Genomic DNA, 16,206 nt, shown 5'->3' with positions numbered 1-16,206 from the left:
TTTATATATTCATTCTCTATTCAAGACACCTGCTCTATCGGCAATTCAACATAGAAGGTAGTCCCTTTGCCTTCATTCGTTTCAAACCAGATGCGCCCATGGGCCTGTTCTACGATTCCTTTACACATCGCCAGGCCTAGTCCGGTACCGGAGGTCTTGGTAGTGAAATTGGGTGTAAAGATCCTGGACTGTGTTGCTTCGGGGATACCGCTTCCGTTATCACTCACTTTCACTACGATAACAAGATCCCTTAACTCCTCTTCAACCGTAACTACACAATGTTCCAAGCCTTGTGTTGCCTCAACCGCATTTTGCAGCAGGTTGGTGAAGAGGCGGTTGATCTGTGTCTTATCCGCATTCAGCATTACCTGGCGGTGGACAGGCTTCCAGCTGAACTCCAATTGCTCATTCGATTCATAGAGATGCGACAATGAATACAGCACATCATGGAGGTCGAATCGTTCGATCCTGGCATTGCTGATATTTGCGAACTGCGAAAACTCGGATGCGATCTTGGACAGGTGATCGATCTGTTCCACCAGGGTCCGCGCCACATTGGAAGTAAGTTGCTTCACATCACCTGTATTGCTGTCGATTGCCTTTTGCAAGTATTGTATGCTGAGCTTCATTGGGGTCAGCGGGTTCTTGATCTCATGCGCCACCTGCCGGGCCATTTCCCGCCAGGCCCCTTCCCTTTCACTCTTGGCCAGTGCAACGGCACTCTCCTCCAGCTTGTTTACCATCTTATTATATTCCTTCACCAGTTCTCCGATCTCATCTTCCCTGTTCCATTCGATCGCCTCATTATGCTGCCCGAGACTTACCGCACGCATCTTCTCACTGATAAGCGAAAACGATGAGGTGATCCTGTTGGTAATGAAGACCGCTATCACCCCGGCAAGCAGGAAGATAAAGGCATTAAGGTTAATGATGGTCACCAGGAAATTCGAAATCTCCCTTTTAAGGTCCACCTGCGAGTCAAAGGATGGCATATTCAGGTAGGCATAGGGGTTACCCTCCTCATCCCTTACAGGGGCATAGATACTATGATAACTGATCCCCACGATCTCCTCCTGGGTCGCGAACTGGACCAGGCGCTTACGATGCATATTGAAATAGGCATCAGGATTCATCCTTACACTCAATATCCCTTTATCATAAATGAAGGGATTAGAGGAAACCTTCAGTTCACCATTCAGGTCATACAGGTTGAAGTCCGTACCATGGATCTCGGCCACCTCACGGGAAAGGGTCTCCAGCGCTTCATTGGCCCCTTCTTCATAGAGCCTCACCATATCACTGAAAACTTCCTTATTCACCATCCTGCTCTGCACCTCACTGGCAATGATCTGGATGGCCCTGCTCAATTGGTCCTGCTTATTCTTATTGTAGCGATTGATGAAAAAGAAGATGGTAGTGGCCCCGATCACCAGGAAAGAAAATATACTGATGGAAATGATGATGGTATGGATCTGGATACGAAGGTTCAGTTGCATACGCTGCCGTATCGCCGACAACTTCAGCCGTGATTGCATAAGGACGGTAATGATCCGGTAAACACCCATTAACAATAAAAAGGAGCTAAAGAGGTAGGCTACCAGCGTAATGGATTCCAGCCACAGGTTATCACGACGGGCAATGACCACTACCTTGTTATTATCCCTGAACCATAATTCATCATAATCACCATTCCTGCGCTGGGTAAAATTATTCTTCGGCAACTGGGCATCGGCCAGCCGGATAGGGAAAGCATACTCGTTGTAATAATCCAGCAATTCCTTGTTGTTATAGATCGCATAACTATAGACAGGCGAGTATTCATCGGGCATAAAATCCTTCCTGGACCGGAACAACTCCGGCACCAGGGCATCACTCTTGTATTTCTTGGGCTCCGAAAGGATGAACATATATCCCACAATACTGCCAATGGTATCCGTAACTGTTTTCTTGCTGATATAGGAGAACTTATCGAATGCCTTTTCAAAATACCTCAGGTCCACCACATTCGTAGGCTTCCCCTCTATCATGAAAATAGTATTGAGGGTATCATAGGAAATGGGATCATTATTGTATAAGGGTTGTTCCTGGTTGTCGAAAGTATAGATCCTGGTATCGTACTTATTGAGGTAGGCGCTGAAGTTCTTATTGATCAGGCTATCCTTCAGGTATTGGTTGGCAGATGCCAGGCCAAACCGGTAAAAATTATCCAGCAGGAAATCGTTATCGAAATAAGTAAGGGCAATGCTCAGCAACCTTTCACTCGAAGGGTCAGCCCGTAGTGCCAGCTTCTCTGCAGTCCGTTTGCGTTGGTCGATCTCAATGCGCCTGTTCTCATTCTGGATGATCACTGCAATGGAAGCAGAATAAACAAACATCCATAGCAAGGCTACAGAAAGGTTCCAGCGCTCACCCAACCTGAGCAGAAATGGCCTCTTCATGAGCCATACATAGCCGATCAGCCAAAGCAACACAAAGATATAGAGCTCCAGCAGGCTGCTGTTGCGCATGAAGGTGAGGAAGGAAAGGCCTGCTACTGCCATGATGGAATACAACAATACCCGCTCCATGGGCTTCAATGGACTGATGGTCTTTAATAGGAAAGAGGAAAGGAGGAAATAACTTAAAGCCAGGGTGGTCAACACAATGAATCCATAGAAACTGTAGATATCCAGGCTGAAAAAATTGGTCACATTAAAGGATATCCTGGCATCGGAGATCAGGGTCTTGATGATATAGGCAAATGAAAAGGTCGTACCCAAAAGGATAATTGCAGCACAAGCAATGAAAAAATTCCTGGTAAAACCCTCGCCGAACCTGGATATCCTGACCAGGCTTACCCTCCTGTACAGGAAGAGCATCAGCCAGCAGAACAGGAATACGTTAATGAGCAGGTCGCCTAATGATGGCAGGAGGGAACTTGAACTATAAATGGAGGGATCAAAGAGTTCATAGGTCCTCCAGGAGAAAATATCACTAAACCAGAAAGTAGCCCACCTGAGGACCACAACAGTGAGGAAGAGGAAGAGGAATCCCTTGAAAAATCCATACTCCTCTACAATACTTACCGCTGCATGATGCAATGCCATCAGCAACAACATCACCCCAATGACAGTCAGCAACAACGACCATTCGTTTGAGTTCTGGTTGGCATAGATATTCCTGGGCTGGAGAAAGAAAAGGATTTCCCCGCTAATGCTTTTCACCGGAAACTCCGTTTCGTAAACGGAAGTCGCCACACTGGACTCTGCCTGGGGAAAGCCAGCAAAGGATCGTTTCAGGTTCTTATTCTGGATGAAATATTCCGACCTGACTGGAAGCAAGGCGACCACCAGGCGTTTTTCCTTCCCTATTGACAACTCCTTCCTGATAAATACATACTGTCCATTCTGGAGTTGAATGAACTGACTGGAAGCAGAACTATAAATGATGTCAGAATTAGGCAATACCTGTTGGGTATTCCAGAAACTGATCTGCCAGTTACCATAAGGCTGTGGTCGGTAGATGAAAAGGCCGTAGGGAAGCTTTGTTACCCTGTCAAGGTGGCTTTGCTGGTAACTGCCATTGGAAAGCACCTTAAACAGAAGGGTGTCTTTAACCAGGTCCTTGAAACCAACTTCCTGTTGCTGTATCCTCTCCTCAATCCCCGTCCTCAGGTAGCGGGCAGAAGATGCCCCTGCAAAATAATTATTGATGATGAATGCGATGGTGAATAGCCAGGCAGCGGCCAGGATATAATAGGCGTTCCTTTTCAATACCTGCAGGACAAAACTTCTCAATACTAGGTTTTTTGCGATTTAATGATATTCCACAAAGCATCCATTTCAGCCAGGTTCATGTCAGCAAGGGCTTTCCCCTGCTCAGAGGCCATTGCCTCCATCCGGGTGAAGCGATCCATGAACTTCTTGTTGGTCCGCTCCAGGGCATGTTCAGCATCTACCTGCAAAAAGCGTGCATAGTTGATCATGGAAAAAACCAGGTCGCCAAATTCTTCCTCGATCCTTTCAGCATCCCCTCCGGCTAAGGCTTCTTTCAACTCGTCCATCTCCTCTGTTACCTTATCCCAAACCTGGTCACGGTTATCCCATTCAAAGCCTACCTGTTTGGCTTTTTCCTGCAACCGCATGGCTTTGACTGTTGCCGGCAAGGACTTTGGCACCCCGCTGAGGACAGATTTCTTCCCCTCTTTTAATTTCAACTGTTCCCAGTTCCGCTTCACATCATCTTCGTTCTCCACCTTTACATCACCGTATATATGGGGATGGCGGTCGATCAGTTTCTGGTTGATGCCGGCCAACACCTCATCGAGGGTGAACCTGCCTTGTTCAGCACCGATCTTTGCATAGAATACCAGGTGCAGGAACAGGTCCCCCAACTCTTCCTTGATGCCTTTCCAATCTTCAGTCGAAATAGCATCAGCCAGTTCGTACAATTCTTCAATTGACAATTGACGGAGCGACTGGATGGTTTGCTTGCGGTCCCAGGGACATTTCTCCCTCAGGTCATCCATGATCCCTAATAGCCTTAAAAACTCAGCAGCAACGGCAGCTCTATCCATATCTTCAGGTTAATGGGCGCTTCCACTCATTTGTGCTGCACTGATCACGGTAAAAATGACCAACAGGAACAACATCATAACGAAGGAAAGCATATTCAATAAAATGAACTTGGCAATCGTCCTTTTCCGGCTCTGGCCGTAGAAATTACGCATCGCCTTATACAGGTAAAAATAGATCAGTAAGATGATCATAAACATTACAAATCCTAAAGGGCCCCAGTCCGTAGCCTCATAGGCCCGGGCGACCCCAAACCAGACCAACAAAACGATGAAGGTGGCGCAATACAGGTGGATGGCAAATATCCCGTGGTCAGGCACCATAAGGTCTTTCCGCCTCCTGTACAACAATTTAAGGATGAATGCGAAGATGGGAAGTGAGATGAACAGCATTTTGGGAATACTGTGGACAAGGTTGCTGATGAATTTCTGTAAAGCCTTTTTCTCATCCTTGTTACCCTCCTCAACTATGGCGAGCATTTTGGTAGTAAAAGCCTTTGTTAGCCAGCCATCACGCTTGTCAGCCGGCAGGGCCTTCTGCATCCTGACATAGGCTTCCATACTCGAGTAATCCAATTCCCCGCTTTTGATGGTTTCCTTGGGCTTTCCATCTTCACCAAACTCTATGGCAGCCCGACCTGCCGACAGCTTCAATCGCTGGTCATCTTCCACCGGCACCCCTTTCGCCTTTAGGGAGTCCCTTATAACTTTTTGCATATCGGGGCTGGAAAGCGTATCTATCGCATTCTTACTGAGTTCCAGCTCCATCCTGGCGATATCCTTATCCAATCCGGCAACTACTGAATCCAGGGTCTTGACAAGGACCACATCATTCAGTTTGGACCGGTCTTCCAGGAGGCTTTTCTTTGCCCTTTCCAGGCGTTCTTTCTCGTTGACCAATTGGGTCTTTTTTGATTCCCCGATCTGGTCAACCCTGTAAATGGTGAAAAAGATCAGGAAAAAGAATGCGGAAGTGAACACATACATCCGGATCGGGTGGAGGTAACTGTTCCTTCGCCCCTTGATATATTCAGAGGAAAGGAATCCGGGCCTGAACAGGAGGTACTTCAGGGTGCTGAAGAATTTCCCGTCGAAATGGGTGATATCATACACAAAGTGGGTGATCAGCCCCCAAAGGGTTTCCCTGGGTTCAAGATTCTCCTGACCACAATTATGACAATACCTGCCTTCAACAATGGTTCCGCAGTTCAGGCAATCCTTTTCCTTTCTTTCCTGGTAATGGGACACTGGTTCGAAATTTGCTTAAAAATAATTACAAATATTTAAGCATAGAAAACTAATAGCCAGCCTTATCTTGCGTCTGTCACCATCAAACCCGTTATTTGGCAAATGAAAAAAATCCTGCTCTCCCTTACCCTTTTTTGCAGCGTAACCGTCCTCAAAGCGCAATATTATTTTAAGGACATCATCACTACCAACCAAACCAACCAGTTATTCATCCAACTGAAACAGAACCAGGTGAGGAAGGTGGCCTTTTCCAGCTATGAAGGCAATTCAGCAGAATCGGCGGGATTTACAGGGGAACAGCAGATTGACCCTAAAAGGAACAGCATCACCACCATTACCAGGACAACGGTTGTGGGGGAAGCTTTCCTGACTACTTATTATAACGAAGCAGGGTTACTGGTAAGGACAACCGATAGTGCCCAGAACGCCTCTAACAGTTCGGAATATACCTATGATGCACAAAAACGGCTGGTATCGATCGCGGTAAAAAGCCAGTCAGATAATGTCACTACAACCGAAAAACACCTATGGAGCTATGATGCCAAAGGACTGCCTGCCCAAATGCTGCGCATCAGGAACAATACCGATACCACAACAGTCAGCTTCCAGTATGACGAAAGGGGCAATGTAGTGGAAGAAAAGGCCATCCGTAAGAACCTCCCCCCGGTTACCGTTTATTATTATTATGATGCCCTGAACAGGTTAACGGATGTGGTGCGTTACAACGCCAAGGCCAAGAGGTTACTGCCTGATTATATGTTCGAATACAATGAAGGCCTCCAGCTCAAAAAGATGATCACGGTGCCGGAAGGCAGCAATGAGTACCTGACCTGGTATTATCAATACCTTCCGAACGGGTTAAAACGCATGGACCTTTGCTATAACAAGCAACAGCAACTGATGGGTAAGGTGGAGTATGAGTATGAGTGAGGACCCGCCTGCGCTGAAGCTTCGGCGGGCAAGGTGTGGAGATGTGGAAATGTGACCCTCTCTCCAACCAGTGGGGATTCAGCTATCTGCCTGCGCTGAAGCATCGGCAGTCGAAACTTGGTTATGGGAAGAAGAAGTAACGCAAAGTTCGCGAAGGACCGCAGAGAACGCGAAGGATGTGAGTTCATTTACGCAGTCAATGCTTTGCGCTCTTAAAAACCCCTCAAAAGCAACTCCTCCACTTTGCGCCCTTTGCGTCAAAAAACTTTGCGCCCTTTGCGTTATAAAGAAGTAACGCAAAGTCCGCGAAGGACCGCGAAGAACGCAAAGGATAAGCGCACATTGACGCAGTCAATGCTTTGCGTTCTTAAAAAACCCCTCAAAAGCAACTCTTCCCCTTTGCGCCCTTTGCGTTATAAAGAAGTAACGCAAAGTCCGCGAAGGACCGCGAAGAACGCAAAGGGAGAAATTACATTGACGCTACTGCAACCCTATCACTGAACACAAATAAAAAGCCCCAAACCATTTTTGGTTCGGGGCCTTGTGCCCGGGACGGGAATCGAACCCGTACTCGCTTTTTCGGCGAACAGGATTTTAAGTCCTGCGTGTCTACCAGTTCCACCACCCGGGCAACACCTGCATAACTGCAAGGTAGGTACAAAAAAAATTCCAAACACAAGGTTTGGAACTTTTCTGGAGCGGAAGACCGGGCTCGAACCGGCCACCCCAACCTTGGCAAGGTTGTGCTCTACCAAATGAGCTACTTCCGCATTTTCCGTCGAAACATCAGGCTATCATCACTGAGTTTTCTTTTGTTTCGCCGTTTATTTTAAGAGCTTGTTTGTTTTGGGATTGCAAAGATAAGAACTGTTTTATTTCCTCCAAATTTTTCGCAAGAATTTTTTCTTACTTGTACTTCGGAGTGAATTGCGTGCTCTCCGGTACAGCTACCTCAGGCTTACCCTTGTAACGATGTGTGTACAAACCGTAGCAACCACCCAACACAAAGGCCAGGATACAAAATACCTGCAGGTAAAACAAGAATGATGATGAGTTCACCCAGTTGTGTCCAAAGTCCTTTTCCAGGGGATTCTCAACTTCGTGGATATCGTTGTGTGCCATACTGTTTTAATTGCTGTGCAAAAATAAGGGTCAGGAAATAAAAATCATTTTTTCTCGTGCACAATTTCTGAAAAATGTTTTTTGCCTTTGACAAAATGTTGCCAAACCACGCTCCCGCTGTACCATCCATTCACCTTTCCTTTCCGGCTGACAGGGAATACACTTTGTTTATGCCTGATCAATACCCATCCTATAAAACCCACATGCGCTTCCAATATCGCTTTGAAATATATAGCCTGTCCCTCGAACAAGCTCTTCCATGCAGAAATGGCATCCAGAAAAAACCTGATGGGTATCTTATATAATGATTGGTAAAGGGGAAGGTTCTTGGCCAGCATGATCAGGTTGTTCCGGAAATTCAGGAAGACCTTCCATTCATTCCCTTTTGGCAAGGTCCCTCCACCCACATGGTACACCACACTTGCAGGACAGGCCATCACCTTGTAACCGGCCAACTGCATACGCCAGCAAAAATCGATCTCTTCCTGGTGGGCAAAGAAAAACTCATCCAACCCACCCAGTTCATGATAGAGCCCTGCCCTTACCACAAGGGCTGCGCCAGAAGCCCAGAAGATCGGCGCGACATCGTCGTATTGTCCCTGGTCCTTTTCGCAATAATCAAAAACCCTACCCCTCGCAAATGGGTAACCGAGACTATCCAGCCACCCACCGCAGGCGCCGGCGTATTCAAATGATGACTTATCTGCATACATCCTGATCTTGGGTTGGCAGGCGCCAATTTCCCGGTCTGATTGCATCATGCCAATGACAGGCTCCAGCCAGGATGCCTCCACTTCTACATCGGAGTTCAACAACACATAATAATCAGCCTTTACCTGTTTAAGTGCCTCGTTGTATCCCTTGGCGAATCCATAATTCTTATCCAGCCTTATTACCCTTATATCAGGGTAGCGTTGCGCCAGGAATGCGATGGAATCATCTGTTGAAGCATTGTCTGCCACCACCACCTGCGCATTGGCATAGGTAGTTGCGGTCACAGAGGGCAGGAATTGCTCGAGGTGTTTTTTACCGTTCCAGTTCAGTATTACTATTGCTACAAGTGGTTGCAAGGATCAGAATAAATTAGTGCCAAAAATAAAGCAAGCATCGGATTCAATTGGTTAAATTAGTTCAATGATTTCTTACCTGGCCAACTGGCGTACCTGGATCGCAGGCATAGCAGTAGTCATCGTTATTGCCACCATCTTTTATTCCCGCTATCTCGCCCGGAAGATCGCCAATGAAGAGCGCGACAAGGTTGAACTATGGGTAACAGCCTCCAAGGCCATTTTCGACAACCCCAGCATGCCCTTGACCCTGCCCAATATGATCCGCAATGAACAGACCGATATCCCGATCATCGAGACCAATGAAAAAGACAGTATTGTCAGTTTCATCAACCTCGATTCTCTGCAAGCCCGGAACAACCCGGAATACCTGCCCAAAAAACTGAGGGAATTCAAACGCGCTAACGAACCTTTTGTACTGGTGCTAAGCCAACAGCCCTATATGGCCAACAAATACTATTATGGCAATACAAGGTTATTGAATGAAGTACGGTATTACCCGATCATCCAGCTGGTGATCGTTGGGCTTTTCATCTTGTTAACCCTCATGCTACTGAACACCCGCCACCGCTCTGTCCAGAACCAGTTATGGGCAGGCATGGCAAAGGAAACGGCCCACCAGCTGGGCACCCCCCTCTCCTCCCTCCAGGGCTGGGTGGAGATGCTGAAGGAGGGCGACCCCGATAACAATATCACCAGGGAACTGGAAAAAGATGTGGACCGGCTGAAACTCGTCTCCGATCGTTTCTCCAAGATCGGCAGCACGCCGCAACTCGAGCCTACAGAACTGGCCGGACAGGTAAATGCCGTTTTGGAATATGTAAAGAGAAGGGCGCCAGGAAAGATCCAATTCCAGGTGAACAATACCATCGGGAAACCTGTCAACATCATGCTTTCCCCTACCCTTTTTGACTGGGTGATCGAGAACCTATTGAAGAACGCCCTGGATGCCATGGAAGGAAAGGGCCAGATCTTGGTTGATATTAAACAATCCGACAATGCGATCATCATTGATGTTACCGATACCGGCAAGGGAATCAGTTCGGGCAACCTGCAGAAGGTTTTCCAACCCGGCTTCACTACCAAGAAAAGGGGATGGGGACTAGGCCTAACCCTTTCCAAAAGGATCATCGAACAATACCATAGGGGGCAGTTGTTTGTGAAAAATTCAGAGCCGGGAAAGGGCACCACCTTCCGGATCCTTCTGCCACAAAATTTATCATGAAAATTATTTTGGCTTTGGAAGGAATGTTTTGATTACTTACATTTGCAGCCGCTTTAAGCGGGCCCGGGTGGCGAAATTGGTAGACGCACCACCTTGAGGTGGTGGCGCTGGAAACGGCGTGCTGGTTCGAATCCAGTCTCGGGCACAAAGCCCCAAACTAATGAAATAGTTTGGGGCTTTTTCTTTGTGCACACAAGCGAGCTTGCTCAGGATTGGGTGCACAAGGAAAAAGTCAAGCCTTCGACGCAGGAGAAGGGTTGGGGCTTTGGGTAAGCCCAATCCATCAGGATCGGTTCTATCCAATCCAGTCTCGGGCACAAAGCCCCAAACTAATGAAATGGTTTGGGGCTTGTTCTTTGCGCACACAAGCGAGCTTGCTCAGGATTGGGTGCACAAAGAAAAAGTCAAGCCTTCGACGCAGGAGAAGGGTTGGGGCTTTGGGTAAGACCACCCTATCAGGATCGGTTCTATCCAATCCAGTCTCGGGCACAAAGCCCCAAACTAATGAAATGGTTTGGGGCTTTTTCTTTGCGTACCCAAGCGAGCTTGCTCAGGATTGGGTGCGCAAAGAAAAAGTCGACCCTTCGACGCAGGAGAAGGGTTGGGGCTTTGGGTAAGACCAATTTACCAGGATCGGTTCTATCCAATCCAGTCTCGGGCACAAAGCCCCAAACTAATGAAATAGTTTGGGGCTTTTTCTTTGTGTACACAAGCGAGCTTGCACAGGATTGGGTGCACAAGGAAAAAGTCAAGCCTTCGACGCAGGAGAAGGGTTGGGGTTTTGGGTAAGACCAACCCATCAGGATCGGCTCTATCCAATCCAGTCTCGGGCACAGGGTTGTATAAATGGTGATTCTTTGATGGCTCACCATTTTTGTTTTCTGCTACAACCCTTTGCAGATAAGGGATTGCGGCGAACAATGTATCCACTCTCGGAGTTCAAACTGACTTTTTTTCTTGTCATACAAGATTCCTTCTGGAAAGACTAAACGTTGCAACTGCTGCTTCGTTTCAAAGGGGGATGAAACCCAAGTCTGGCTTAGGTCTACGGCAATTTCCAAACACTTATTTTCAGCCATTTGCTATTTCAAAATTTCCAATGATACATCTGGCAGATTTTGCTACATCTGTTCTATCTCGATCTTGTATTTTTCTTTATACTTATCTTACAACTCTTTTGAAATTTCTCTACTTTAAAGTCTGTTTTGAACTTAAAGCGGTTATCCTTGAGGCTGGGCTCAAAAAAGGAAAAAAATCATCCCAGGGACTTTGATTTTCTCTTTCTTCAATTTTCTCAACACCCCATTCTTTTGCCGTTAACAGCTCCTATTTGCTTTTGGAAGGTAATTCTTCAGAATTTTCTTTTTTGAAGGATGACAGGGCTGCCAACATCATCACAGCCAACACGATTTTTTTGTTCATCATTAATTTTTTGAGGTTATTAATAGCATTCCATGCCAGAATCACTATTAATACCACCTAAAAAGGGCAAAAGGGTTGGGTGGAAGGAAAGATTTTTTTACCTTTTTATAAATGCTGTCAGAATCTTAGAATGCGACTGCTTTTTCACTTATATACCATTATAGTTATGCCTCAAGAACGTATAATACGTTTAACAAATAAAACGGCCTACATCAGAAATTGTAAATATTCACATATAATTAACCGTTTGCGTACTTTTTAAAATAATGCAACAGCAAAGAAAATCATCAGAGCCTCGCACGATGGCTTTTCATAGATTTTCATGGCTTTGCAGGAAATTTAGCAGGTAAAATCACGACCTTTAAAAAGTACTGTGTTTACTTGTGAGGTATACCATTTAAAATTAACAACAACACCATGCAAAACAAGCTTTTTGGTTTCATATCAAAATACATTTCGATCACAGAAGAAGAAAAGAACGTATTACTTTCTTTAAACCTGTTTCAATCCGTAAAGAAAGGAACTATTTTACTCAAAGAAGGTCAACATTCAAAAGAAAGCTATTTCGTTTTAAAGGGATGTATCCGAACGTATTATATCATAGATGGAGAGGAAAAGACAACCGCTTTCTACACAGAAATGGACGTTTTAACTCCACATTGCGTTATTAATCAAACTCCATCTGACTATTTTATCAGTTGTGTAGAAGAAAGTATTCTAACTATTACAAATACTGATATGGAAGCTGAAGTGAACAGCAAATTCCCAAAGTTTGAAATCATGTGCCGGAAATTGTCGGAAGAATTGTTAGCTAAAAAGCAAATAGATTTTGATGGATTTAAAACTTCTTCACCCGAAGAGCGTTACCTGAACTTACTGGAAAACAGACCTGACCTTATTCAGCGTGTTCCACAACACCAGTTAGCCAGCTATTTAGGCATCAAACCTCAATCATTAAGCAGGCTGAGAGCAAGAATTCTTGAAAAAAAGAGCTAAAGCCAATTTCTTAACTTAAGTGAAAGGCTTTTGCAGTTCACCTATCGACTTTTGCAGTATCAATTAACAATAAAATATATATGCAAAAGAAAAACTTATAGATTGGGCTTGCTTTTGTACTGGCAGGTAATTTAAAAGTAAATGCAAAAGATGCACAAAGGACAGTACTTATAAACGGTTTTATGTTGGGAGTACGTTATATCTACTTGGAAATTTGGATAATGTAAACAATCCTGAATATGTGAAATTAAATGTGGGGTACAGGATAACCACCAAAGATGTTGTTTCCATCCGATTTAAGCAACCCATTTACGCCTGGCCATTAGGCATCCCTTTCAGATCATCCACATTTTATGCGAAGGGAGAGAACTATCCGGGGGATGCAAGCATACTGACACCAACATTAGGATATCAGCGGTTTTGGTGGAAAGGAGCCTATACATCGCTTTATGCATTAAATGCATTTGAAAAATATATCGATCAGAATAAGCAGAAGATTGGAAACGGGTACACCTTATACCTTGACTTCTATTTAGGCTACCAGTTTCAATTTATTAAAAAGCGTTTCTTTTTTGAACCCTCGATAGAATGCAGTTACTGGCCGGTAAGTACATATGTTACTGCATCTTTTCAATCAGTTGAAAAAAAGTGGAACAACTACTATATTCAACCGGGACTTGACTTTGGATACGATTTTAATGTGAAACAGAAAAAATGAAAGTCGTAATCTGCACTCAATATCGATCTCCTGATGATTTACAAATTAAGGTAGGACTCCAAATTCAAGGTTTGCGATAAAGTTCCTGGTATGAAAGTGTTTCACTTCAGCACCTATGGAAAGTATGTTGCAGTTAATCAAAACAGCACAGGCACTGTAGCCCCCCTATACAAACAAATCTAATTCAAGGTTCAGTACAGCATTAATTAGTAATTAGTGGGTAATAGTAAGACAATTCGATCTTTACTAATGATTATTGAAAGAAAAGGGATTTTATGATTAACAAAGAACAAATAATAAAACTGGAAGATGAACTTGTAAAAGCAATTCAATCAAGTGATATTGTCACCCTTAACAAATTACTTCACCCCGACCTCCTTTTCATTTTACCTGGCGGACAGACGATAACTAAAGAAATGGATTTAGCTTCTCATCGTTCCGGAACGATGATAGTTGAAGAGTTGAACCCGACTATAGAACAAATTAATTTGATTGATAGCACAGCAGTAGTTATTGTTGTTTACGATACAAAAGGAAAAATGCAGGGAACCCCCATTCAGGGAAAATTCAGATATATACGAATCTGGAGCTCAATAAACGGAGACCTGAAAGTAATTGGCGGCAGCTGTATTCAACTATAGAAACTGAAAAACCAGAGTGAGAGATGTGACACATCCTACAACGTAATTTTATGTAGTGTTGACGTTTAGTATTTTTTTATACTCAACATTTGTTGTTGTAGCAGTAACATGTTTCAAAATTGCATTACCCCGGAAAAAAGAACGTTTTTTAGCTACAAAACCACAATCATTGCGTTAGATTAAGAGCAGGCATTGGGGAGAAAGTAAAACTAACTTTATTTCTTAACTTAAGTGAATGAGTTGTTGTATCTCGCAAATGCACTTTTGCAGTATCGCTACACATAAAAAGAAAAGATATGCAAAAGAAAGTTTTATTCATTGGTTTTGTCTTAATGATATCAAGCACGCTTCAACTCAAAGCCCAATATGCTAAAACAGACAGCACTTACAAAAAGTGGTTCATTGGCAGCACCCTGTTTTTATTAGGCAATGTAGATAAGGTAAACCCACCCGGCTTTGTTCAACTAAATGCAGGATATCGTATTACAGGGAAAGATGTTGTTTCACTTGAACTAATTACCTGGAAACATGCATGGCCACTTGGCATTAATCCGTTTTATAATAAGGCATACGGTACACCTGAAGAGAAATTCCCTGGTTATATAAGAGAATATGGAATTGGCCTGGCTTATCAACGATATTTTTGGAAAGGTCTTTACGCAGCTGTACATGCAATGCCTATGTGGCAAACATTCAAAAATGAAAACGGTGATAAGGTAGGTGATGGATTTATTATATTTAACACTTATCGGGTCGGGTATCACGTTAAACTCCTGAAGGATCGATTTTTTATAGAACCATCTCTTGGGGTTGCTGGTCGTCCTGTTCAAACAAAAATGCCTACTGGTTTTAAAGAAAAAGATGACAAATGGCCAAAATGGACACCAGAGCCCGGTCTACATTTTGGAATTAATTTATAATAAGTATTCGAAAAATAAATAATTAATAGAATGAAAATAATTCTCATTTATTCCCTGTTGTTATTGGTTGCAGCATTTCTTAGTTCATGTAGCATTGGTAGGGAGTTGATTTCCGTACTTATTTTCTCCTTTGGTTCCTTCGCTCACCGCCAATACAATATTATAAAAAGGAATTAAAACACACCATCCGCTTTTGCCTGCATCATGCATTCGCCTGGCACTTACCGCAATTGAGGGAATTAACATTGCAGGATAATAAATCGATAACAGATCAATAGATAGTATTGCCCCCATCCGCCCCAGCACAAAAGCGATCAATAAATGATAAAAGAAGAAATACCAGAACTCAGCCCTTCCTGCCCTGCCATTGAAAACTGCATAGTTTTGCAATACGTTTAAATAATACTTCATGATTTCTGTTTTATTTGCTTAAATTTTTATTTTTTTTCTGATCTATGCGACAAACTGTAACACTCTACAAAACACAATTTTCGCTGCTATTTATCCTTTTGATGGAATGATGAAATCACACTTCCCTTATAATCATAAAAATCAAGCCTTGCATTTTTCTCTTTATCAACAGAGAAAGAAGCTCTCGGCATTCCTTTATTATCTAAAAGAAACAAACAATTCGTACCACTGCGTGTTTTACCCAACATCATACGGGGAGAACCACTAATAAAACCCTGTGATTCGAAGTATTTATATTTTTCATCTGCAGCTTTCGAATCTTTCTTTGCCAATTCATCTAGCTCTTTATAAATCTCTGAAATCCTGAGTTGCGACTCACTTGAAGGGCGGTCATTAAACGTAAGACCACTGTTGTTCCTTCGATTATTTCCGTCTTTTTCATCCTGAGTAAGTAATTGGATTACCTGGTCACCATCATAATGATCATACGTAAGTGACAATCCTGCACTATGACCATTCTTCGTCATTTTCCCATCATAAATAAAACAACCGCATTCGAGCCCATCTTCATTGAAGAATAGCATGCCTGATCGCATTTTACGGTCTTCGTTGGTGGGTCTGCCATTGATTTTAACTTTACCGTTCGGGAAACGATCCACATTTGTAATAATCATTTTAACCGTACCGTCTTTTTCTACAATATTGATGCGCTCTACATTAATTTCACTAAACTTTTGGTTGCCCTATTTTTAAAAAGCTGTAGAAGTTATAAAAATCATACCGATCACGGCGAAAGCTGCAAAAGCTCTTAAAAAAATCAATTCTCTGTTCATTGCCATCAATTTTATTTAATGAATAGTAAAACTAATAACACGTCTTTGCTATTGCACTAACAAACAAATGAATACAGGAGAATAAGCAATGAATTAAGGAAAAGTCAGATTCCACAATTGG

General features: G+C 43.7%; 13 protein-coding genes and 3 tRNA genes. 7 read left to right on the top strand and 9 right to left on the bottom strand.

Annotated features, from left to right (window positions below):
• Positions 1-20: 20 nt before the first annotated feature.
• Genes KJS94_RS01820 through KJS94_RS01810 form a run of 3 tightly spaced genes read right to left on the bottom strand, consistent with a single transcriptional unit; the run spans position 21 to position 5,800 of the window.
• The gene (locus KJS94_RS01820) at positions 21-3,776 is read right to left on the bottom strand and encodes a sensor histidine kinase (RefSeq protein WP_214447048.1); all 3,756 of its coding nucleotides are present in this window, start codon (positions 3,774-3,776) and stop codon (positions 21-23) included.
• Between the two features lie 2 nt (positions 3,777-3,778).
• On the bottom strand, positions 3,779-4,555 hold the full coding sequence (mazG, locus tag KJS94_RS01815; RefSeq protein ID WP_214447047.1) for a nucleoside triphosphate pyrophosphohydrolase: 777 nt from the start codon (positions 4,553-4,555) through the stop codon (positions 3,779-3,781).
• 9 nt (positions 4,556-4,564) lie between these two features.
• Positions 4,565-5,800 carry a DUF3667 domain-containing protein gene (locus KJS94_RS01810; protein ID WP_214447046.1) on the bottom strand — a complete coding sequence of 412 codons (1,236 nt, stop codon included), beginning with the start codon at positions 5,798-5,800 and terminating at the stop codon, positions 4,565-4,567.
• A 102-nt stretch (positions 5,801-5,902) separates the two neighbouring features.
• On the opposite strand from KJS94_RS01810, the gene KJS94_RS01805 reads away from it, so the two are divergent.
• Positions 5,903-6,730: an RHS repeat domain-containing protein gene (locus KJS94_RS01805; RefSeq protein ID WP_214447045.1), complete on the top strand. Its 828-nt coding sequence runs from the start codon at positions 5,903-5,905 to the stop codon at positions 6,728-6,730.
• 544 nt (positions 6,731-7,274) lie between these two features.
• Here the strand turns inward: KJS94_RS01805 and KJS94_RS01800 are convergent.
• The 4 genes from KJS94_RS01800 to KJS94_RS01785 form a co-directional block, all read right to left on the bottom strand.
• Positions 7,275-7,361: transfer RNA gene (locus tag KJS94_RS01800), tRNA-Leu, on the bottom strand.
• Between the two features lie 63 nt (positions 7,362-7,424).
• Positions 7,425-7,500: transfer RNA gene (locus KJS94_RS01795), tRNA-Gly, on the bottom strand.
• A gap of 136 nt (positions 7,501-7,636) precedes the next feature.
• Positions 7,637-7,852: a hypothetical protein gene (locus KJS94_RS01790; RefSeq protein ID WP_214447044.1), complete on the bottom strand. Its 216-nt coding sequence runs from the start codon at positions 7,850-7,852 to the stop codon at positions 7,637-7,639.
• Positions 7,853-7,896: 44 nt separating this feature from the next.
• Entirely contained in the window at positions 7,897-8,922 is a 1,026-nt protein-coding gene (locus tag KJS94_RS01785; protein ID WP_214447043.1) for a glycosyltransferase family 2 protein, read from the bottom strand.
• A gap of 64 nt (positions 8,923-8,986) precedes the next feature.
• Here KJS94_RS01785 and KJS94_RS01780 point away from each other — a divergent pair, with 64 nt between their 5' ends.
• The 6 genes from KJS94_RS01780 to KJS94_RS01755 all read left to right on the top strand — a co-directional run bounded on the left by KJS94_RS01780 (position 8,987) and on the right by KJS94_RS01755 (position 14,841).
• Positions 8,987-10,144: a sensor histidine kinase gene (locus KJS94_RS01780; protein WP_214447042.1), complete on the top strand. Its 1,158-nt coding sequence runs from the start codon at positions 8,987-8,989 to the stop codon at positions 10,142-10,144.
• Between the two features lie 61 nt (positions 10,145-10,205).
• A tRNA-Leu gene (locus KJS94_RS01775) sits at positions 10,206-10,289 on the top strand.
• A 1,694-nt stretch (positions 10,290-11,983) separates the two neighbouring features.
• The gene (locus tag KJS94_RS01770; protein WP_214447041.1) at positions 11,984-12,562 is read left to right on the top strand and encodes a Crp/Fnr family transcriptional regulator; all 579 of its coding nucleotides are present in this window, start codon (positions 11,984-11,986) and stop codon (positions 12,560-12,562) included.
• Between the two features lie 214 nt (positions 12,563-12,776).
• Positions 12,777-13,280, top strand: a complete 504-nt coding sequence (locus KJS94_RS01765; RefSeq protein WP_214447040.1) for a hypothetical protein — start codon at positions 12,777-12,779, stop codon at positions 13,278-13,280.
• A 275-nt stretch (positions 13,281-13,555) separates the two neighbouring features.
• Positions 13,556-13,921 (top strand): nuclear transport factor 2 family protein, encoded by a 366-nt coding sequence (locus KJS94_RS01760; RefSeq protein WP_214447039.1) that lies wholly within the window; start codon positions 13,556-13,558, stop codon positions 13,919-13,921.
• 296 nt (positions 13,922-14,217) lie between these two features.
• Positions 14,218-14,841: a hypothetical protein gene (locus tag KJS94_RS01755; protein ID WP_214447038.1), complete on the top strand. Its 624-nt coding sequence runs from the start codon at positions 14,218-14,220 to the stop codon at positions 14,839-14,841.
• Between the two features lie 84 nt (positions 14,842-14,925).
• Here KJS94_RS01755 and KJS94_RS01750 read toward each other — a convergent pair whose 3' ends face one another.
• Together KJS94_RS01750 and KJS94_RS01745 are read right to left on the bottom strand one after the other, a co-directional pair.
• Entirely contained in the window at positions 14,926-15,252 is a 327-nt protein-coding gene (locus KJS94_RS01750; RefSeq protein ID WP_214447037.1) for a DUF805 domain-containing protein, read from the bottom strand.
• A gap of 86 nt (positions 15,253-15,338) precedes the next feature.
• Positions 15,339-15,926: a hypothetical protein gene (locus tag KJS94_RS01745; RefSeq protein WP_214447036.1), complete on the bottom strand. Its 588-nt coding sequence runs from the start codon at positions 15,924-15,926 to the stop codon at positions 15,339-15,341.
• Positions 15,927-16,206: the final 280 nt, after the last annotated feature.

Source organism: Flavihumibacter rivuli (assembly GCF_018595685.2).
GTDB classification, from domain to species: Bacteria; Bacteroidota; Bacteroidia; order Chitinophagales; family Chitinophagaceae; genus Flavihumibacter; species Flavihumibacter rivuli.
This window is presented reverse-complemented; position numbering and strand designations above follow the sequence as displayed.